The 18,826-nt window shown below is 61.2% G+C and carries 20 protein-coding genes; 13 read left to right on the forward strand and 7 right to left on the reverse strand.

The window, feature by feature from the left end:
- Nucleotides 1-51 precede the first annotated feature (51 nt).
- From DWF74_RS07490 to DWF74_RS07500, 3 genes are all read left to right on the forward strand, one after another.
- Nucleotides 52-1,041: a 2-hydroxyacid dehydrogenase gene (locus DWF74_RS07490; protein ID WP_102860735.1), complete on the forward strand. Its 990-nt coding sequence runs from the start codon at nt 52-54 to the stop codon at nt 1,039-1,041.
- A gap of 90 nt (nt 1,042-1,131) precedes the next feature.
- A complete protein-coding gene (locus tag DWF74_RS07495) occupies nt 1,132-1,569 on the forward strand; it encodes a hypothetical protein (protein WP_102860734.1) in 438 nt (145 codons plus the stop codon).
- Nucleotides 1,566-1,970: an META domain-containing protein gene (locus DWF74_RS07500; protein ID WP_102860733.1), complete on the forward strand. Its 405-nt coding sequence runs from the start codon at nt 1,566-1,568 to the stop codon at nt 1,968-1,970. The genes DWF74_RS07495 and DWF74_RS07500 overlap by 4 nt, the downstream gene beginning before the upstream one ends.
- 71 nt (nt 1,971-2,041) lie before the next feature.
- Here the strand turns inward: DWF74_RS07500 and DWF74_RS07505 are convergent, their stop codons facing one another.
- Complete coding sequence (locus DWF74_RS07505) at nt 2,042-2,506, reverse strand: TlpA disulfide reductase family protein (protein ID WP_115580693.1); 465 nt, start codon at nt 2,504-2,506, stop codon at nt 2,042-2,044.
- A 139-nt stretch (nt 2,507-2,645) separates the two neighbouring features.
- Here DWF74_RS07505 and arsC point away from each other — a divergent pair, with 139 nt between their 5' ends.
- The 7 genes from arsC (at nt 2,646) to DWF74_RS07540 (ending at nt 9,541) form a co-directional block, all read left to right on the forward strand.
- Nucleotides 2,646-2,999: an arsenate reductase (glutaredoxin) gene (gene arsC / locus DWF74_RS07510; protein WP_102860731.1), complete on the forward strand. Its 354-nt coding sequence runs from the start codon at nt 2,646-2,648 to the stop codon at nt 2,997-2,999.
- Nucleotides 2,996-3,601: an NAD(P)H:quinone oxidoreductase gene (gene wrbA / locus DWF74_RS07515; protein WP_102860730.1), complete on the forward strand. Its 606-nt coding sequence runs from the start codon at nt 2,996-2,998 to the stop codon at nt 3,599-3,601. The genes arsC and wrbA overlap by 4 nt, the downstream gene beginning before the upstream one ends.
- Nucleotides 3,594-4,016, forward strand: coding sequence for a DUF2069 domain-containing protein (locus DWF74_RS07520; protein WP_102860729.1), 423 nt, complete (start codon nt 3,594-3,596; stop codon nt 4,014-4,016). Before wrbA ends, DWF74_RS07520 begins: the two co-directional genes overlap by 8 nt.
- A gap of 125 nt (nt 4,017-4,141) precedes the next feature.
- Entirely contained in the window at nt 4,142-4,813 is a 672-nt protein-coding gene (locus tag DWF74_RS07525) for a DNA-3-methyladenine glycosylase I (RefSeq protein ID WP_102860728.1), read from the forward strand.
- A gap of 430 nt (nt 4,814-5,243) precedes the next feature.
- Nucleotides 5,244-5,909: a histidine phosphatase family protein gene (locus DWF74_RS07530; protein WP_115580694.1), complete on the forward strand. Its 666-nt coding sequence runs from the start codon at nt 5,244-5,246 to the stop codon at nt 5,907-5,909.
- Between the two features lie 241 nt (nt 5,910-6,150).
- Nucleotides 6,151-7,902 carry a lipid IV(A) 4-amino-4-deoxy-L-arabinosyltransferase gene (gene arnT / locus DWF74_RS07535; RefSeq protein ID WP_102860726.1) on the forward strand — a complete coding sequence of 584 codons (1,752 nt, stop codon included), beginning with the start codon at nt 6,151-6,153 and terminating at the stop codon, nt 7,900-7,902.
- Between the two features lie 103 nt (nt 7,903-8,005).
- Nucleotides 8,006-9,541: an ArnT family glycosyltransferase gene (locus tag DWF74_RS07540; protein ID WP_115580695.1), complete on the forward strand. Its 1,536-nt coding sequence runs from the start codon at nt 8,006-8,008 to the stop codon at nt 9,539-9,541.
- A 59-nt stretch (nt 9,542-9,600) separates the two neighbouring features.
- Here the strand turns inward: DWF74_RS07540 and ttcA are convergent, their stop codons facing one another.
- Complete coding sequence (ttcA, locus tag DWF74_RS07545; protein WP_110651466.1) at nt 9,601-10,425, reverse strand: tRNA 2-thiocytidine(32) synthetase TtcA; 825 nt, start codon at nt 10,423-10,425, stop codon at nt 9,601-9,603.
- Between the two features lie 293 nt (nt 10,426-10,718).
- Here ttcA and DWF74_RS07550 point away from each other — a divergent pair, with 293 nt between their 5' ends.
- Nucleotides 10,719-11,321, forward strand: a complete 603-nt coding sequence (locus tag DWF74_RS07550; RefSeq protein ID WP_102860723.1) for a Yip1 family protein — start codon at nt 10,719-10,721, stop codon at nt 11,319-11,321.
- 149 nt (nt 11,322-11,470) lie between these two features.
- A complete protein-coding gene (locus DWF74_RS07555) occupies nt 11,471-11,965 on the forward strand; it encodes a SprT family zinc-dependent metalloprotease (RefSeq protein ID WP_102880572.1) in 495 nt (164 codons plus the stop codon).
- A 33-nt stretch (nt 11,966-11,998) separates the two neighbouring features.
- Here the strand turns inward: DWF74_RS07555 and DWF74_RS07560 are convergent, their stop codons facing one another.
- The gene (locus DWF74_RS07560; RefSeq protein WP_115580696.1) at nt 11,999-13,180 is read right to left on the reverse strand and encodes a CaiB/BaiF CoA transferase family protein; all 1,182 of its coding nucleotides are present in this window, start codon (nt 13,178-13,180) and stop codon (nt 11,999-12,001) included.
- Nucleotides 13,181-13,327: 147 nt separating this feature from the next.
- On the reverse strand, nt 13,328-14,659 hold the full coding sequence (locus DWF74_RS07565; RefSeq protein WP_115580697.1) for a dicarboxylate/amino acid:cation symporter: 1,332 nt from the start codon (nt 14,657-14,659) through the stop codon (nt 13,328-13,330).
- Between the two features lie 333 nt (nt 14,660-14,992).
- On the opposite strand from DWF74_RS07565, the gene DWF74_RS07570 reads away from it, so the two are divergent.
- On the forward strand, nt 14,993-15,991 hold the full coding sequence (locus DWF74_RS07570) for an AraC family transcriptional regulator (RefSeq protein WP_102860719.1): 999 nt from the start codon (nt 14,993-14,995) through the stop codon (nt 15,989-15,991).
- Nucleotides 15,992-16,003: 12 nt separating this feature from the next.
- Here the strand turns inward: DWF74_RS07570 and DWF74_RS07575 are convergent, their stop codons facing one another.
- The 3 genes from DWF74_RS07575 to DWF74_RS07585 form a co-directional block, all read right to left on the reverse strand.
- Complete coding sequence (locus DWF74_RS07575) at nt 16,004-17,350, reverse strand: ATP-binding protein (RefSeq protein ID WP_102860718.1); 1,347 nt, start codon at nt 17,348-17,350, stop codon at nt 16,004-16,006.
- The gene (locus DWF74_RS07580) at nt 17,347-18,024 is read right to left on the reverse strand and encodes a response regulator (protein WP_102860717.1); all 678 of its coding nucleotides are present in this window, start codon (nt 18,022-18,024) and stop codon (nt 17,347-17,349) included. Before DWF74_RS07580 ends, DWF74_RS07575 begins: the two co-directional genes overlap by 4 nt.
- A gap of 119 nt (nt 18,025-18,143) precedes the next feature.
- Entirely contained in the window at nt 18,144-18,746 is a 603-nt protein-coding gene (locus tag DWF74_RS07585) for a hypothetical protein (RefSeq protein ID WP_102860716.1), read from the reverse strand.
- Nucleotides 18,747-18,826 lie beyond the last annotated feature (80 nt).

Below are 18,826 nucleotides of genomic sequence, written 5' to 3' on the forward strand. Positions count from 1 at the left end.
CCTGCCCGGCGCCCGGCCTGCATGCTGGGCGTCCCGACCAAGGATGCAAGCATGCGTACGATTCTTTTCAGCAGCCAGACCTACGACCGTGAAAGTTTTCTCGGCGCCAGCCTGCCCACGGGTATCGAACTGCAATTCCAGGCCGCCCGCCTGAGCCTGGACACCGCGGCCCTGGCCGAGCGCCATGAAGTGGTCTGTGCCTTTATCAACGACGACCTGAGCGCTCCGGTGCTGGAGCAACTGGCCGCCGGCGGTACCCGGCTGATCGCCCTGCGTTCAGCCGGCTACAACCATGTCGACCTGCCCGCCGCCAAGCGCCTGGGCCTGGATGTGGTCCGGGTCCCGGCCTACTCGCCCCATGCCGTGGCGGAACATGCGGTGGCCCTGATCCTGGCGCTGAACCGACGCCTGCATCGAGCCTACAATCGCACCCGTGAAGGCGACTTCACCCTTCACGGCCTGACCGGCTTCGATCTGGTGGGCAAGACCGTGGGCATTGTCGGCACCGGGCAGATCGGCGCCACCTTCGCTCGCATCATGGCCGGCTTCGGCTGCCAATTGCTGGCTTACGACCCCTTCCCCAACCCTGCCGTCGAGGCCCTGGGGGCCCGCTACCTGAGCCTGCCGGAGCTACTGGCCCAGGCGCAGATCATCAGCCTGCACTGCCCACTCACCAACGACAGTCGCTACCTGATCAACCAGGACAGCCTGGCGCACATGCAGCCCGGGGCCATGCTGATCAATACCGGGCGTGGCGGCCTGGTGGATACACCGGCGCTGATCGACGCGCTCAAGAGCGGCCAACTGGGTTACCTGGGGCTTGACGTCTATGAAGAGGAAGCCCAACTGTTCTTCGAGGACCGTTCCGACCTGCCCCTGCAGGATGACGTGCTGGCCCGGCTGCTGACCTTCCCCAATGTGATAGTCACCGCGCACCAGGCCTTCCTGACCCATGAGGCCCTGGCGGCCATCGCCGACACCACGTTGCACAACATCGCCAGCTGGGCTGCGGGCCAGCCGCAAAATCAGGTCCGAGGCTGAAATCCCGGTCACGGCCTGATCGAAGGTCGCCTGCCCGCAACCTGCGGCGCAGGGGCCCGTGCTAGCATACGCGGCAGATTTGGAGGACCCATGGTCGAACACGATTTCCGCTACAACCTGATGAACCCGCAACACACCCTGATCGAATGCCGCGCCCTGGTACCGGGTCGTTATCAAGTCACCGGCAACGGTGGTTCGATCCGTACCGACGACGTGCTGCTGGTCACACTCAAGGGCAGCAAGGACCTGTCCATGCGCCTGACAGTGGACACCGTCCGCCACCTGATCAATCCGGTCGGCCAATGGGTCGCCGTGGCCCGTGGCCCGGTATTCGGCGAACTGGCGATTCATCAATGGCAAGTCAACTGCGACAGCTGCACAGCAGAGCTGAACTTCGAGTTCGCAGTGGACGCCAAGCTCGGCACCAAGGCCCAGAAACCTGCCGCCAGCGCACGCATTGCCGAGCTGGGCTGGGCCAGTGAGGGTGAACGCCACCTCTGCCCGAAATGCCAGCAGGCCGGCCAATGAAACGCCTGGCGCTGACTGCGGCACTGGGGGCCGGCCTGATGGGCTGCGCCGCCGAGCCGCTGAAGCTGCAGCAGGATCGCAGTTACGTCCTGGAGTGGATCGGCGAACGGCCACTGATCGATTACAGCCACCTGACCATCACCTTGGGTGAAGACGGTCGCGCCTATGGCAATGGCGGATGCAACCACTGGTTCGCGCCTTACACTCTGGACGGCGAAAAGCTCCGTTTCGGCAAGGTAGGCAGCACCCGCAAACTCTGTGCTCCAGCCTTGATGGAGCAGGAACGGCGCTTCCTCCAGGCCTTGGAAAGCGTGGAGCGCTGGGATGTTTCGCCGATCGAGCAAGTGCGCTTCTGGCCTGCCGAAGGCAAGCCGCTGCGCTGGTGGCTGGAAGAAGGCTGATCCGAACCGGGGCAGGTTGACCCCAACGCCTGCGACCGCCGACGCTATCAGCGGCTGCAGGCAGTCCCCCATCAATGACCGCGCAGGGCCTGCAATTTTGCCAGTACACCCGCGGCGGTCTGCTCGCCCAGCAGTTGCTCACGCACCTTGCCCTTGTCGTCAATGATGTAGGTCACCGGCAGCGCCTCGCTGCGTGGCAAATCGAAGAGTTGCTCGGGATTCTGCGCCAGCACCGTGAACTTGATCCCCAGCTTCTCACTGGCGTTCTTGAGCTCCTCGCCCTGCACATTGTCAAAATTGACCCCCAGCACGGTGGCCGACTGCCCTTTGAGCTGCTCGTTCAGGGCATTCAATTCCGGCACTTCTGTGCGGCAAGGCCCGCACCACTCCGCCCAGTAGTTGAGCACCAGCCATTGCTTGTCGAGGCGCTCGGCGGCGACTTTCTGGCCGTATTGGTCGACCCCGTAGTCATTCCCGCAGCCGCCCAGCAATAGGGTGGTGAATATCGCCAATGCTGCTGCCAATTGCCTTGCCATGCCGTGCTTCCTGTGTTGAAGGGTGCCTTGAAAAATGATCGATGACCGATAATCGCTGCGACCTATCGACTCCCAAGGTTCAGGAGAGTCCGTCGCGCGGGTAGAATAGCCGCCACCTTACGCAAGATGCGACCCGCACATGACCGATCTGACGCTTTATCACAACCCGCGCTGCTCGAAATCCCGCGGTGCGCTGGAACTCCTGGAACAACGCGGCCTGGCGCCGACCGTGGTCCGCTACCTGGAAACCCCACTGGACGCCACCCAGTTGCACCGCCTGCTGGGCAAGCTCGGCCTCAGTGCGCGCCAACTGTTGCGCACCGGCGAGGATGAGTACAAAGAGCTCAACCTGGCGGACACCCGCCTCAGCGAAGAACAACTGATCGCTGCTATCGCCCAACACCCGAAACTCATGGAGCGGCCGATTCTCGAAACCGCCGACAAGGCCATCATCGGGCGCCCACCGGAAAATGTGCTGGAGATCCTGCCTTGAGCGCGCCGTACATCCTGATCCTCTACTACAGCCGCAACGGTTCGACCAACGAGATGGCCCGGCAGATCGCCCGGGGCGTCGAACAGGCCGGCCTGGAAGCGCGCCTGCGCACCGTGCCGGGAGTTTCCACTGAGTGCGAAGCCGTGGCACCGAGCATTCCCGAAAGCGGCGCGCTGTACGCCAGTCTCGACGACCTGAAGCACTGCTCGGGCCTGGCCCTGGGCAGCCCGACTCGCTTCGGCAACATGGCAGCCCCGCTGAAGTACTTTCTCGACGGCACCAGCAACCTCTGGCTGACCGGCGCCCTGGTGGGCAAGCCCGCCGGTGTCTTCACCTCCACCGCCAGCCTGCATGGCGGCCAGGAAGCCACCCTGCTGTCGATGATGCTGCCGCTGTTGCATCACGGCATGCTGATCACCGGCCTGCCCTACAGCGAGTCGGCGTTGCTGGAAACCCGCGGCGGTGGTACGCCTTATGGCGCAAGCCATCATGCCGGGGCGGACGGCAAGAGCCCGCTGGACGAACATGAAATCGCCCTGTGCCGGGCCTTGGGCCTGCGCCTGGCGAAAACCGCTCAGCAATTGGAGAACGGCCGTGGCTAAAAAGCCGAAGATCCTGCCCCCGGTGGAATGGCTGGAACCTCGGGTCCGGATAGCCCGAATCCTCAGCCTGATCTGTTTTTTCGGCCTGATAGGCCTGCTCTGCGTTTACTACCTGCTGCTAGCCGACCTCCACGGCGCCCGGCCCTGGGTGATCCTGCTGATCGAACTGGTGCCCCTGCTGTTGATGGCACCGGGCATGCTCAGCGGCAGTGCTCGCGGACACGCGTGGATGTGCTTTGTGGTCAACCTGTACTTCATCAAGGGGGCTCTGGCGGCCTACGACCCGAATCGCCAGCTGTTCGGCCTGCTGGAAATGTTCGCCAGCCTGGCGGTATTCACCTCGGCACTGCTCTACGTACGCTGGCGCTTCCAGCTCAATCGCCGGCTCGCTGGCGAAGGTGCCAACCCAGCCTGACGCCCCGCTCCCCTCTGGTTTCCCCGGGCATGACATCGCCCGGGGACCTTGCATCGCCGTTTCGGCGCCCCCACCTTGGTCAGCAGACTTCTTGACCCATACTCCCGAACCAACCCGGAGCAGGCATGCACGATTACAAATGGTTGAACGAATACTGTCTTAATCGCTTCGGTTGCGCCGCAGCCCTGGAAGCCCAGTTGCCGACGCCAGCGAACAACGACTACCTGCGTTCATTGAGCGCTGATCGCTACTTGTCGACCCTGGCGTTGCGGGTTTTTCGCGCCGGGTTGAAACACAGCCTGGTGGACGCCAAATGGCCGGCCTTCGAACAAGTGTTCTTTGGCTTCGATCCAGACAAAGTGGTGCTCATGGGCGCCGAGCATCTGGAGCGACTGATGCAGGACACACGGATCATTCGCCATCTGGGCAAGCTCAAGAGTGTGCCGCGCAATGCCCAGATGATCCTTGATGTCGAAAAGCAGCACGGCAGTTTCGGCGCCTTCATTGCCGACTGGCCGGTCCAGGACATCACTGGGCTCTGGCAATACCTGGCCAAGCACGGCAACCAGATGGGGGGGCTTTCCGCCCCACGTTTCCTGCGCATGGTGGGCAAGGACACGTTCATCCCCACGTGGGACGTCGTGGCGGCCCTCAATGCCCAGAACATCATCGACAAGGTGCCCAGCAGCAAGCGTGACCAGGCCCTGGTTCAGGAAGTATTCAACCAGTGGCAGCAAGAAAGTGGTCGACCACTGTGCCAGCTGTCGGCGATGCTGGCCTACACCGTCAATCACTGATCCCCCGTCACCAACATGGCTCTCTGCCCGGCACAACGGGCAGGGAAACATCCGCTCTCAAACTCCTCCAGCTCAAGCTGACAATAAGCTGAACTAAACCTAGGTTTTTTCTTCCGCTGTTTATTATCGGATAAAGTTCACTTCGCACTTGCCGCAACGATAAGAGCGATAGATAGACAGTTAACTGCAGCCACATTCTGCGGGCCAATAGATGAATAAGGCCTGACCGCAAAGCACTGATCAGGCCAACAACCTGAACCCAGGCTGTCAGGTTTAAAAGAACTGTCGCCATTCATTCGTTTTTTTCACATTGCTTTCACTCTCCGCCCACCTGGCCCGACCTAAATTGGCCCCAGTTGCGGCGAGGGCAGCGGTGAGCGCATGCCGTTCTTTTCAGAACTCCTGGCAAAAACCTAATCAGGTAAACGACGTGCTCAATACTGCTGAATCCGGTACTGGCGGCAAGACAACCCGCAGCGTGCGCATCCTGGCTGGCGTCTGTGGGGCAGCCCTGGCAATCCTCGTCTGCGGCTTTGTCCTGTGGCCAGCCACACCACTGGACCTGGGTGTCGACAACCAGATGCAGCAAGCCGGCTTCTATCGCCACTGGCAAGACGGCGAGGTGATTGCCCTGGTGCGACATGCCGAGCGCTGCGACCGCTCCGCCAATCCCTGCCTGGGGCCTGCCGATGGCATCACCCTGCCTGGAAGCCGCATGGCAAGCGACGTGGGCCAGGCATTCCGTACTCTGGGCATGGCCTCCACCGACGTCATCAGCAGCCCGGCAACCCGTACCCGGCAAACCTCGGAATTCATGTTCAAGCGGCCGGTGCAGACCCAGGACTGGCTGAGCAACTGCGGCAAACACTTCGAAGACCAGATCAAGACGCACAAGTTGTTCAAGCGCAACCTGATCCTGGTTACCCACAGCGATTGCATCAGTGACCTGGAAAGCCAGCTGGGCTTTGAACATGCACTGGCCAGTCATTACGCCAGTTCGCTATTTGTCACCCTGAACGTGAACGGAACCATGGAAGTACTGGGCATTATCAATGCTGAAAGCTGGCGACAAACTCTTAAGGGCCCTCTCGAGTAACTTTCAACTATTTTTAACAACTTCCCAACAGACTTCACTCAAAAAGCAGACACACTCACTCGCCAACTAATTGAGCTTATAAGCCCCTAAACCAATAGAGCGCCCCTCTCACTTACAACAAGGTCTATCAAACAGGCGAAGCCAAGTATATTTTTAAAACTTGAGAACCCCGAGCACTCGACAACAATTTACAGTTCATCAGTCGTACCTGATGAATGTAGCGAAGTACCGTTTTCAACACATGACTCAGAGGACACAAATGCAGCGCACTTTACCGCCCCAGGCTTATGGAACAAGCGCCACGCCTTCCGGCTATACCGTGGGCGGGAGCACAACCAGCGGCATCCAGCGCTGGGCACTACCCTTTTTGCTGCTGGCCTTCGCCCTGTTCTACCTGCTGCCACTGACCAGCCACGGCCTGTGGATTCCGGATGAAACCCGCTATGCACAGATCAGCCAGGAGATGCTGCTTCGCGGGGATTGGGTGTCTCCGCACTTCATGGGCATCCGCTATTTTGAAAAGCCCATTGCCGGCTACTGGATGATCGCCATCGGCCAGGCACTGTTCGGTGACAACCTGTTCGGCGTGCGTGTTGCCTCAGCCCTGAGCACCGGTCTGAGCGTACTGCTGGCTTACCTGATCACTCGCCGGATCTGGAACGACCCGCGCAAGAGTTTTGCCGCCGCCCTGCTTTACATGAGCTTCGGTCTGATCGCCGGGCAAGCCGGGTACTCCAATCTCGATCCCCAATTCACCTTATGGGTCAACCTCAGCCTGGTGGCGCTCTGGTTCGCCCTGGACAGCCAGACACCAGGCGGCCGCTTGCTGGCCTGGGGCACCTTGGGCGCCGCCTGCGGCATGGGTTTCATGACCAAGGGGTTCCTGGCCTGGCTGCTGCCGGTACTGATCGCCCTGCCCTACATGCTCTGGCAACGGCGTTTCGGCGAGTTGCTGCGCTTTGGCCTGGTGGCCGTGCTGGTGGCGATTGCCATCAGCCTGCCCTGGGTCTTGAGCATTCATGCCCATGAACCCGATTTCTGGCGGTTTTTCTTCTGGCATGAGCATATCCGCCGCTTTGCCGCCGACAATGCGCAGCACACTCGCCCCTGGTGGTTCTACCTGCCGTTGCTGGTGGTTTCGAGCCTGCCCTGGGCGGCCTTGCTGCCAGGCACCCTGATTCAGGCCTGGAAGGACAAGCACCAGGCAGCCACCGGTTACCTGCTGTTGTGGTTGCTACTGCCGCTGGCGTTCTTCAGCCTGAGCCGCGGCAAGCTGCCGACCTACATCATGCCCTGCCTGCTGCCCTTGGCCGTGCTCATGGGCCATGCACTGATCCAGTGGATCAGCGCAGGCAAGACCCGAACTGTTCGCCTCAACAGTCTGCTCAACCTACTGATCGGCGTCGCTGCATTAGTGGCGCTGGTGGTGATCCAGATCACCCGGCCGGTGTACGGCCACGACGAAATGCTCAGCCTGTCCCTGGTGTTCATCATGCTCATGGGCTGGATCATCGCCAACCTGCTGCCGGCCTCCAGGCCGCTCAACTACTGGGCAACGCCGGCCCTGGGCATCTGGCTGCTGGTAGCGCTGCTGCCTGCGGGAATGCCCGGCTTGATCGTGCACAACAAGATGCCGGACCAGTTCATCAAGGAACACCTTGCGCAACTCCAGCAGACCCACAGCCTGTTGAGCAATGACCTGGGAGCGGCCTCAGCACTGGCCTGGCGCCTGCAACGCCCGGACGTGGCGCTGTACAACACCGAGGGCGAACTGAAATACGGCCTGGCCTACCCTGAATCGGCCCAGCGCAAGGTCAGCATGGCCGACGTTGGCCAATGGATCAGCGACGCACGCAAACAGGGATCGGTGGGTGTGGTGATGCGGGTCAAGGACGTACTGGAGAACGAAGAAGTCGCCCTGCTGCCGCCGGGCGGCAAGCGCTACGAGCAAGGCAACATGCTGATCCTGATCCTGCCGGCTACTCAACCCTGACCAAGCTGCCCAAACGCCTGCCTGAGAGCGTCAGCGTCGACCACCATCGGCGCTGGCATTCCTGGCCCTTTCCTTCCACCACCCGGCCTGCGCAAACCCACCCATGAAAATCTGCAATAGCGAACGCAAGGATCTGATCCTGCTTCTGGGCGTCAGCGCCCTGATCCTGCTCCTCGGCCTGGGCTCCCGTGAGCTGTGGGGGGCGGAAACCCGCTGGGCCAACATTGCCTTGCAGATGCTGCAGAGTGGCGACTACTTCGACCCCTACCTCAAGGGCGCTCCCTATTACGACAAACCCCTGCCGTCCTACTGGTTGATCACCGCCAGCGCCTGGCTGACCGGGGGCCTGGGGCACTGGTCGCTGCGGCTGTCCTCAGTGCTCGCCGGGTGGCTGAGCATCTGGCTGGTATACCTGCTTGGCGAGCAGCTGTTTCACAAGGGCACAGGGCTGATCGCCGGCTGGATGCTGGCCACCACCTTCTACTTTGCATTTTGGGCCCGGGTGGCCACCGCGGACATTCTCACCGTGTGCGGGGTCTTGGCAGCTGTGTGGTGGTACTGGCGAGGGCCAGAAGACACTCGCTTGAGTCGCTATTGCCTGTTCTTCCTGCTGTTGGCGGCGACCTCGCTGCTCAAGGGACTGATCGGTTTCGTCCTGCCGGGGCTGATCCTGCTGCCACACCTGCTGAGCCAAGGACGCTGGAAGCGTCACCTCAATCCGCGCCTGTGCCTGGCGTTGCTGATGGCTGCCCTGCTGTACATGGTGCCGTTCGTGCTCTCGCACCTGTATGGCGCCCCGACCTACGCTGAAAGCGGGCTGAGCCTGGTATTCCGGGAGAATGTGCAACGCTTCTTCGATCCTTTCGACCATATCGGACCGATCTATACCTACCTGATCTACCTGCCGGCCTACACCTTGCCCTGGGCGCCCTGCTGGGTACTCGGCCTCTGGGTAGCGGCGCGTCACTGGCGCCAGCTACAACCCAATGAGCGCTGGCTGGTCTGGGCCCTGGGTTTGTTGTTCCTGTTCTTCACTGCCAGTGGCAGTCGGCGCAGCTATTACGTCCTGCCTCTGGTGCCCTTCGCCCAGCTGTTAGGGGCCTGGTGGCTGAACCGCCACCTGCTTCAACGACGCGCCAGCGGCAAGCCCGGCGAACGCAACTGGGCCATAGGCTTTGCCAGCGCAGCGGTGATTCTGCTGCTGGTGCTGGGGGTGGCCTACCCTTGGAGCAATGGCGCGGGCGGTGTCATCCAGTTCGGCACGCAGGTCAGAGCCGAGGCAAGCCGGATTGCCCCCTGGCATCAATGGCGCATGGTGATGGTCGAGGTGGATAACAAAGTGCCGCTGTACCTGCAGAATCAGGGAGCGCCCTTCTACTACGTCGCCGAAACCCAGGACTTCCCGCGCTCCGGCACCAGCGCAGACTTCATGGCCTGGCTGGACAGGACCAGCGGCCAGCATTGGGACCCCCAGCGCACGCTGATCCTGGTGCAACAGCGTGAGAATGAACCGTCGATGCTCGGCTACCTGGGCAAGGATCATCAACTGGTGCGCACACTGCCGACCAACGGTGAACGGCTGGCGAAAAGAAAAGCCGAGGGCAGTGTTGCTTTCATTCCTCAGGCTCTCGGGGACTGAAGCCCCCTCGCCACGCCGGATAGCAACCGGCATGGCGATATAGACTCAGCGAGAGCGGATCAGAGATTGACCACGTTGACGAAACGCGGCGTGGCACTGTCGTCGATGCGCAGGCTGGCGAAGTCGAACAGATTGCGATCCGCCAGTTGCGAAGGGATCACGTTCTGCAGGCCGCGGAAAATGCTCTCAGTACGCCCCGGGCTCTTGCGCTCCCAGTCCTGGAGCATCTCCTTGACCACCTGACGCTGCAGGTTCTCCTGGGAACCGCAGAGGTTGCAGGGAATGATCGGGAATTGCTTGAGATCGGAGTAGGCCTGAATGTCCTTCTCGCTGCAGTAGGCCAGCGGGCGGATCACCACATTGCGCCCGTCATCGGCCAGCAGCTTGGGCGGCATGGCCTTGAGCGAACCGTTGTAGAACATGTTGAGGAAGAAGGTCTCGACGATGTCGTCACGATGGTGACCGAGGGCCATCTTGGTGGCGCCGATCTCGTCGGCGAAGGTGTACAGGGTGCCACGACGCAGGCGCGAGCACAGCGAGCAGGTGGTCTTGCCTTCCGGGATCAGCTCCTTGACCACCGAGTAAGTGTCCTTCTCGACGATGTGGTACTCGATCCCCAATTCCTTGAGGTAGGCCGGCAGTACATGCTCGGGAAAACCGGGTTGCTTCTGGTCCATGTTCACCGCGACGATCTCGAACTTGATCGGCGCCACCTTCTGCAGGTGCAACAGCACGTCGAGCATGGTGTAGCTGTCCTTGCCGCCGGACAGGCAGACCATGACCTTGTCGCCCTCTTCGATCATGTTGAAGTCGGCGACCGCTTCGCCCGCCAGTCGGCGAAGGCGTTTCTGCAGTTTGTTCTGGTTGACCGTAAGAGTGCCCATGGCGCTTGGAATCCGCGAGGTATGTGACGAAAAGCCGGACATTTTACGCAAAAACCCCGCCCCCTTGAAAGCGTCGAAACGTAGCGCCCCCCGGGGCCGCGCTGACAGACAGGACAGCGATTACCCTGGGCTTTTACAGCGCGATTTGCTCTAAAGGTGCGCACATCTGACGAAAACTCCTCCCTATACTGCGACATAAGGTCGCATGCATATATAGACCTATACTGACTGTGCCACTTGGCTGTAAGCGCTCCGTTGGGGGGCGATGGCAACAATGAAAGGAGTGACTGACCATGATTCATCATGTCGTAGGACTCTTCACCCACCCCGATCAGGAATGGCGAGAAATCCGTGGCGATGCAGAAGAAAGCATCAGCCACATGTACCTGACCCACACGCTGATTCTGGCGGCGATCCCCGCGATCTCGGCCTTTATCGGCACCACCCAGGTCGGCTGGGTCATTGGCAACCGCGCGCCGGTGATGCTGACCATGGAAAGCGCCCTGTGGATGACCATCATGTCGTACCTGGCCATGCTTGGCGGCGTGGCGGTGATGGGTGCTTTCATCCACTGGATGGCCCGGACCTATGACGCCAACCCGAGCCTGGCGCGCTGCGTCGCCTTTGCCACCTACACCGCGACACCGCTGTTCGTCGGCGGCCTGGCGGCGCTGTATCCGCATATGTGGCTGGGGATGATCGTCGGCACGGCGGCGATCTGCTACACGGTGTACCTGCTTTACGTCGGGCTACCGACCTTCATGAACATCCCATCGGACGAAGGATTCCTGTTTTCCAGCTCGGTCCTGGCGGTAGGACTGGTGGTGCTGGTAGCGATCATGGCCTTCACCGTGATTGTCTGGGGCCTGGGCGTCGGCCCCGTGTACACCAACTGACGCCGCACCAATAATAATCCTCCATCTGCCAACACAGGCCGCCGCAAGGCGGCCTTCTTAATGGGCGCTCCTGCGACCATTCGGCGCCTGGGCGATTCGGATTAGCCGCTCTTTGCGGCATACTCAGCCGCTCTGGAGAGCCGTTAAGCATGCCCGAGCAACTCAATACCCGCGTCGAAGACTGTTTCCTACTCGCTGAATCCTTTTTCAAACGTCCTTTCAAACGCCCGGTGGTCAGCCTCAAATTACGAGGCCAGAAAGCCGGCGTTGCCCACTTGCACGAAAACCTGCTGCGCTTCAATCCCCAGCTGTACCGGGAAAACAGCGAAGACTTTCTCAAGCAGACCGTGGCCCACGAAGTCGCGCACCTGATCGCTCATCAGTTGTTTGGCGAACGCATTCAGCCCCACGGCGAGGAGTGGCAACTGATCATGCGCGGGGTGTATGAACTGCCGCCCAATCGTTGCCACACTTATGAAGTCAAACGCCGCAGCGTGACCCGCTACATCTACCGCTGCCCCTGCGCCGAGAGCGATTTTCCGTTTTCGGCGCAACGCCACAAGCTGGTGGCCCAGGGACGTCGCTACCTGTGCCGACGCTGTCGGCACACCCTGGTGTACAGCGGCGAAACCCGGGTCGAGTGATGGCATCAACGCGCTTCGCCGGCAAGCCGACGCCTAGGCAATGACCTGGCTGCGTCGCAGTTCCTCGATACGTTCAGCGCTGTAGCCAAGCTCCGCCAGCACCTGATCGGAATGGGCGCCCAGCCTGGCGCCGATATGCCGCGGCTCGGGCAAACCGTCGGAGAATTTCAGCGGACATGCCATCTGGGTCTGGGGGCTACCGTCTTCCCGGGGGACCTGGCTCAGCAGTTGCCGAGCCTGCAATTGGGGGTGCTCCACCGCCTCAGCCAGGCTGAGCACTGGTTCGACACAAGCGTCGAGCCCGGCGAACAACTGGCACAGCTCGGCAAAGTCATGTTTCTCGAACTCGATCTGCAAGGCCTGCTTAAGGGCCCTCTGCTGCTCGAGCATGGGAGACAAGCCCTGGACCGCCAGTTCCGGCCGCCCCAGGGCCTGACACAGCTGCTGCATGAACACCGGCTCCAGGCTGCCCACCGATAGCCAACGACCATCCCGGCTGCGGTAGTAGTCGTAGAAGCTGCCGCCATTGAGCACCTGCTGTTCCATCCCCGGCTCTACCCCGCAGGCCAGGTAACCGGCTCCGGCCATGGCGTTCAGGCTGAACACGCAATCGGTCATGCTGATATCCAGGTGCTGGCCCTGGCCGCTATGCTGCCGGGCGATCACTGCCGCCAGCAGGCCGATCACGCCGTGCAGCGAGCCCCCGGCGATATCCGCTGCCTGGATGCCCAGAGGCAGCGGGCCCTGGTCGCGGCGTCCGGTCTGGCTGGCGAGCCCGGCCAGGGCCAGGTAGTTGATATCGTGCCCGGCGCGGTCCTTGTAGGGTCCGGTCTGGCCATAACCGGTAATGGACACGTAGATCAGCCGCGGGTTGATCGCCTTCAAGGCCTCGTACCCCAACCCCAGGCGCTCCATCACGCCTGGGCGAAACTGTTCGAGAACGATGTCGTGGTCCTGCAGCAGTTGCCGGATCACCTCCAGCGCCTCGGGCCGCTTGAGGTCCAGGGCCAGGCTGCGCTTGTTGCGGTTGAGATAGGCGTGACTGGCGGATACACCGTGGTCGTGGGGTGGCAGCACCCGCAGCAGGTCCATGCGGGTTGGCGACTCGATGCGCAATACCTCGGCCCCCATGTCCGCCAGCAGCAGCGAGGCGAACGGCCCCGGCAACAGGGTGGAGAAATCCAGTACCTTGAGTGACGCCAACGGCCCTTGCATGTGCCCTCTCCTCTTGATCGATTGCTTCAGAGTAGGCAGCCGCGAGCAGCGCAACAATTACCACAACGGTCAGCCGGACTGACCGTTGTGCTCAACCTCCAGGCAATAAAAAACCCGCCGTAGCGGGTTTCTTATATTCAGCAAGACTTACTTGATGCTCGGTGCCGGGCCTTCAGCCACACCCAGATCGTCGGTTTCACGGGTGTCGATGATCGCACGACCACCAGACGCCAGCTCGACCTGCAGTTTGTCTTCGTCCAGTTCCTTGACCCACTTGGCAACGACCAGGGTAGCCACGGCGTTGCCCACCAGGTTGGTCAGGGCACGGGCTTCGGACATGAAGCGGTCAATACCCAGAATCAGCGCCAGACCGGCCACCGGCAGGTGCCCCACAGCCGACAGGGTGGCGGCCAGAACGATGAAGCCACTGCCAGTCACACCAGCAGCACCTTTGGAGGACAGCAGCAGCACCAGCAGCAGGGTGATCTGGTGAGTGATGTCCATGTGGGTGTCAGTTGCCTGGGCAATGAACACCGCCGCCATGGTCAGGTAGATCGAGGTACCGTCCAGGTTGAAGGAGTAACCGGTAGGAATCACCAGGCCGACCACCGACTTCTTGGCACCCAGGCGCTCCATCTTGATCAGCATGCGTGGCAGGGCCGATTCCGAGGACGAGGTACCCAGCACGATCAGCAGCTCTTCGCGGATGTAGCGGATCAATTTGATCACGCTGAAGCCGTGGGCGCGGCAGATGCCCCCCAGGATCACCAGCACGAATACCACGCAAGTGATGTAGAAGCAGATCATCAACTGGCCCAGTTGCACCAGAGAGCCGACGCCGTAGGCACCGATGGTGAAGGCCATGGCACCCAGCGCACCCAGGGGCGCCAGCTTCATAATCATGTTGATGATGTTGAACATCACGTGGGCGAAGCGGTCGATGAAGTCCAGCACCGGCTTGCCGTAGGCACCCAGGCGATGCAGGGCGAAACCGAAGATCACCGAGAACATCAGCACTTGCAGGATGTCGCCGGTGGCGAAGGCACCCACGATGGTCGACGGGATCACGTTGAGGATAAAGCCGACAATGCTCTGGTCATTGCCCGCAGTCACATAGGCAGCGACTTTTGAAGCATCCAGGGTCGAGGCGTCGATGTGCATGCCAGCACCCGGCTGCACCACATTGACCACGATCAGGCCGATGAGCAGGGCAATGGTGGAGACGATTTCGAAGTACAGCAGCGCGTAGCCGCCAGTCTTGCCCACCGATTTCATGTTCTGCATGCCGGCGATACCACTCACCACGGTGCAGAAAATGATCGGCGCAATGACCATCTTGATCAGTTTGATGAACCCATCACCCAGGGGCTTGAGGGCCACGCCGGTCTGAGGATAGAAGTGACCGAGCAGGATGCCGATGGCGATGGCAACGATCACCTGGAAATACAGGGATTTGTACAGTGGCTGACGAGTCGTCATTGCAAAGTTCCTCAAGAGCCCCGGCATACAGCTTCCGTCGATGCATGCGGTGCCTAAAGTGCGAACCCTCCTGCGCTGGAGGGATTTGTTGTGTCGAACTGCGTGCTGGCAGATCTTCCGGCTCTATCGCAAAGCCCGTGCCACCTTGTAAAAAAGCCCTACAGGCCTTTAGACATCAGGGGGACAGGCCGATCTTGGCTTCCACTGCACCCGGCGCCGCTGGCGGATTTCCGCCCATTCACCGAGTCTCGTCCTACAATTTGGCGGATATCCGCCTTGTTCCCTCATAGGGGGCTGGCTAACATCCGCCACTCAATGGACGGACCAGCCTTCATGCGCGAACGCACCATCGCCAGCCACTTTGCCCGTGCCGCCTTGGGCGGTGCACGTCGTCGCGGCTACGATTACGGGCCGCTTCTGCAGCAGTTGGGCATCAGTCCAGAACTGCTGAGCCAGCCCAAGGCACGCATCGCCCCCGAACAATTCACCCGTCTGCTGCAGCAACTGTGGCTGGCGTTGGACGACGAATACCTGGGTTTCGGCCATGGCCCCAGCAAACGCGGAACCTTCGCCATGATGTGCCACGCACTGATCCACTGCCGCACCTTGGAAAAAGCGCTCAATCGCGGCTTGTTGTTTTACAGCCTGTTTGCGCAAGCACCGCGCCTTCGTCTGACGCACGAAGGAGAAATGGCCCGTCTGAGCCTGGATGATGCTGAGTTATGGGACCCGGAGCACTTTCTTAGCGAAAGCCTGCTGGTGATCTGGCATCGCCTGGGCAGTTGGCTGATCGGCCAGCGCATACGCCTTGAACAAGCCTGCTTCAGCTACCCGAAACCCGAACACGGCGCAGAATACGATTTGCTGTTCCCCTGCCCACTGCTGTTCAGCCAGGAGCACAGCAGCCTGTTGTTCCACAGTCGCTACCTGGGCATGCCGCTGCTACAGGATGAACGTACCCTCAAGCATTTTCTTGAGCGCTCCCCGGCCGATCTGCTGTCACGCCCGGACCAGGGCGACAGCCTCAGCAGCCAGTTGCGGCGTCTGCTCAGCCGTGACCGGGAGCGCTGGCCCGACCTGGAAAGCGTTGCCCAGCACCTGCACGTCAGCCCGCAGACATTGCGTCGCCATTTGCGCGAAGAAGGTTCGAGCTTTCAGGCACTCAAGGACGAACTGCGCCGTGACATCGCCATCTACCACCTGGGGCGGGCTGACCTCTCATTGCAACAGATCGCCGAGCAATTGGGCTTTTCCGAACCCTCGGCCTTTCATCGGGCATTCAAGAAATGGACTGGCCTGACCCCAGGCGCCTATCGCGCCCGGGAGCAGTAGCCAAAGCGCCCTTTACAGGGCCGGGAAGTGAATCCTGAAGGCCGCACCGCCCAAGGCTGAATCCCCCAGGGTCAACTGCGCGCCATAACTCTCGATGATGTCCTTGACCACCGCCAGGCCTATGCCCTGCCCTGGGTGCTGGCGATCAAGACGCTCGCCACGTTGGAGAATCCGCGCCCGCTGATCGGGTGGCACACCAGGGCCATCGTCCTCCACACACAGCTCTGAGCCATCCAGAGTCTCGCGCACACTGATGCGTACCGAGCTCAGGCACAGGCGGTAGGCGTTCTCCAGCAGGTTGCCAAGCAATTCCAGCAAGGCCCCGTGCTCGATCGGCACATAGCAGCGCTCGGGCAAATCGAAGGACACGCGCACCTGCTTGTCGCGATAGACCTTGTCCAGGGTGTCGCACAGGCTTTGCAGCACCGGCCGCAGGCGCACCTGATGACGCACCAGGCCACTTTTGCGCAGGCTGGCACGCTGCAACTGGTAGCTGATCTGCTGACTCATGCGCTCGATCTGCGCCTGCAGGACCCAGGCCTGCTCCCGATCCTGAGGCCGTTGCGCCATGTCCTCGCTGACCCCTTGCAACACCGTCAACGGGGTTTTCAGGCTGTGGGCCAGGTCATCCAGGGAGTCGCGGTAGCGGCTACGCTGCTCGCGCTCGCTTTGCAGCAGACGGTTCAAGGAGCCGGTCAGACGCAACAGCTCTCGCGGATGCTCCTCACTGAGGCTTTGGCGGGTACCGCTCTCGATCTGGTCCAACTCCTGGCTCAAGCGTCGTAGGGCCTGCAAACCCCAGGTCAACCCCAGCCAGAGCAATGCCAGCAGCACCAGCAACGCCGCACCAAAGCCTAGATAGAGGTTTTCCCTGACCCCTTCCAGAGTCTGCTGGTACTCACGCACCGGTTGCAGTGCAACGATACTGAAAGCCGCGTTCTTGCCCCCCAACAACTTGATCTCGACGTCGTAGACGAAGAACTCCTGGCCATTGGCTTCACGGATTCTGGCGAACTCGTTACCGCGCCCGTCGTACCGCGGCCGGTAATTGATGTTCTCTTCCTGGGTGGCCCGGGAGCGCCAGACCAGGTGCCCCTCTCGGTCATAGATGTAGCCCAGCAAGCGACTGTCGGCGAGATTGAAGCGCTCGTCCGGCAGTTGTGCGGGCATCTGCAGGCGGTTGTTTTCAATCCGCGCCGCCGAAATCAGGGTGGTGACGTCGGAAGCCAGGCGCTGCTCGATGGAGTCCTGCAGCGCCAGGCTGAAGGCCCCCTGCATGGCCGGCAGCAACGCCAGCATGAACAGCACCGCCAAGGTGGTCGCCGCCAGCATCAGCCGCAGCCGCAGCGATCGAATCATCGGCAGCGCTCGTTGAACAGATAGCCCAGGCCGCGCACCGTATCAATCGGCTTGAAGCCCGACGGCCCCTCCAACTTGCGCCGCAGCCGCCCCACCAGCACCTCGATGACGTTCGGATCACGCTCGTCATCGTCCGGGTACAACTGCTCCATCAGCCGGTCCTTGGCCACCACCTGCTGGTGATGGAGCATCAGGTACTCGAGGATCCGGTATTCGTAGGCGGTCAGGGCCAGGGGTTGATCATCCATGGACGCCTGCTTGCGATTCAGGTCCAGCAGCAAAGGGCCGGCAATGATGGTGGACTGGGTAAAACCGCTGGAACGCCGCAGCAACGCATTGAGCCGTGCATCCAGCTCTTCGAACTGAAACGGCTTGACCACATAGTCGTCGGCACCGGCGGCCAGGCCTTCGACCTTGTCCTGCCAATTGCCGCGGGCGGTGAGGATGAGGATCGGAAACGTCTTGCCACGGGCACGTAACTGACGGATCAGGTCCAGTCCGCCCATGCCGGGCAATCCCAGGTCGATCACCGCCAGGTCGTGATTGAACTGCTCGGTCTGATACAACGCCTCCTCGGCGTTCGCCACGGACTCGACCACATGGCCACTGTCGGTGAGGCGGGTTTGCAGGTGATGGCGCAACAGCGCCTCATCTTCGACGACCAGCAACTTCATAACGCTCTCCCAGGCAAAATTCGACATCTCCGAGGGCGCCCCTGCGCCCTGACGATCAATGCGCCAGCGCCGGACCGTGCCCAAGGCACAGTCCGGCGCGGTTCAGGCCAGGCCGCTTATCAGAAAGCGTAGTTGGCCGACAGATAAGTCTGGGCACTGCTGGTAAGGCTCAAGGAACCTTGCTTGCTGCCGCCCCGCTCGCTCATCTCGGTCCCGGCATTGCTGCGCAGGTAACGGTAGCCGAGCTCTACCGAGGTATTTTGTGAAACCTGCTGCAGGACACCCGCCTGCACTCCCACCGCGTAACCGATGTCGCTATCGCGGCTGAAGCCCGGGGATTCCTGGGTCAGCTTGGTCAAGCCGGCGGTAGCACCGCCAAACAGCTTGGTGCTGCTGGTCACCGGCAGGAACATATCGTAACTGCCCAGCAGATTTTGCTGACGCAGTTTAATGCCATTGTGAGAGCCGGAAACGTAATCGTAAGTGGCGTAGTAACGGCCCTGGTCATTCTGTTGACCGAAACGCACACCCCAAGTGTTGTCCTTGCCGATCACACCATCGGCGTTCGGATGCCCGAGATTGCTGTTGAGCTGGCTGGATTTTTTAACCTTGTCGCTGGTCTGGCCGTAGGTCAGGCTGGCGAAGTTACTGTCAGCGGCTTGGACGGCGGCGCTGGCGCCGAGAACGGTAAAGGCCAGGATCAGTTTTTTCAATGAAGTCATAGGAAGTTTCCTTTGCGCTATTGGCTTTTTGGGTACGGGGCTAGAGTAAACAGCCCGCCCTGAACTCCCCCTGAACACAC

This window comes from Pseudomonas protegens (assembly GCF_003363755.1).
Lineage (GTDB): Bacteria > Pseudomonadota > Gammaproteobacteria > Pseudomonadales > Pseudomonadaceae > Aquipseudomonas > Aquipseudomonas danubii.

Bases quoted from the DNA above. Each gene is read 5' to 3' on its own strand.
- DWF74_RS07570 (WP_102860719.1), top strand. From the start codon at position 14,993: ATGCGCGAACGCACCATCGCCAGCCACTTTGCCCGTGCCGCCTTGGGC.
- arsC (WP_102860731.1), top strand. From the start codon at position 2,646: ATGACCGATCTGACGCTTTATCACAACCCGCGCTGCTCGAAATCCCGC.
- DWF74_RS07500 (WP_102860733.1), top strand. From the start codon at position 1,566: ATGAAACGCCTGGCGCTGACTGCGGCACTGGGGGCCGGCCTGATGGGC.
- DWF74_RS07555 (WP_102880572.1), top strand. From the start codon at position 11,471: ATGCCCGAGCAACTCAATACCCGCGTCGAAGACTGTTTCCTACTCGCT.
- DWF74_RS07550 (WP_102860723.1), top strand. From the start codon at position 10,719: ATGATTCATCATGTCGTAGGACTCTTCACCCACCCCGATCAGGAATGG.
- DWF74_RS07490 (WP_102860735.1), top strand. From the start codon at position 52: ATGCGTACGATTCTTTTCAGCAGCCAGACCTACGACCGTGAAAGTTTT.
- ttcA (WP_110651466.1), bottom strand. From the start codon at position 10,425: ATGGGCACTCTTACGGTCAACCAGAACAAACTGCAGAAACGCCTTCGC.
- DWF74_RS07540 (WP_115580695.1), top strand. From the start codon at position 8,006: ATGAAAATCTGCAATAGCGAACGCAAGGATCTGATCCTGCTTCTGGGC.
- DWF74_RS07495 (WP_102860734.1), top strand. From the start codon at position 1,132: ATGGTCGAACACGATTTCCGCTACAACCTGATGAACCCGCAACACACC.
- DWF74_RS07505 (WP_115580693.1), bottom strand. From the start codon at position 2,506: ATGGCAAGGCAATTGGCAGCAGCATTGGCGATATTCACCACCCTATTG.
- DWF74_RS07580 (WP_102860717.1), bottom strand. From the start codon at position 18,024: ATGAAGTTGCTGGTCGTCGAAGATGAGGCGCTGTTGCGCCATCACCTG.
- arnT (WP_102860726.1), top strand. From the start codon at position 6,151: ATGACTCAGAGGACACAAATGCAGCGCACTTTACCGCCCCAGGCTTAT.
- DWF74_RS07565 (WP_115580697.1), bottom strand. From the start codon at position 14,659: ATGACGACTCGTCAGCCACTGTACAAATCCCTGTATTTCCAGGTGATC.
- DWF74_RS07525 (WP_102860728.1), top strand. From the start codon at position 4,142: ATGCACGATTACAAATGGTTGAACGAATACTGTCTTAATCGCTTCGGT.
- DWF74_RS07560 (WP_115580696.1), bottom strand. From the start codon at position 13,180: ATGCAAGGGCCGTTGGCGTCACTCAAGGTACTGGATTTCTCCACCCTG.
- DWF74_RS07575 (WP_102860718.1), bottom strand. From the start codon at position 17,350: ATGATTCGATCGCTGCGGCTGCGGCTGATGCTGGCGGCGACCACCTTG.
- DWF74_RS07585 (WP_102860716.1), bottom strand. From the start codon at position 18,746: ATGACTTCATTGAAAAAACTGATCCTGGCCTTTACCGTTCTCGGCGCC.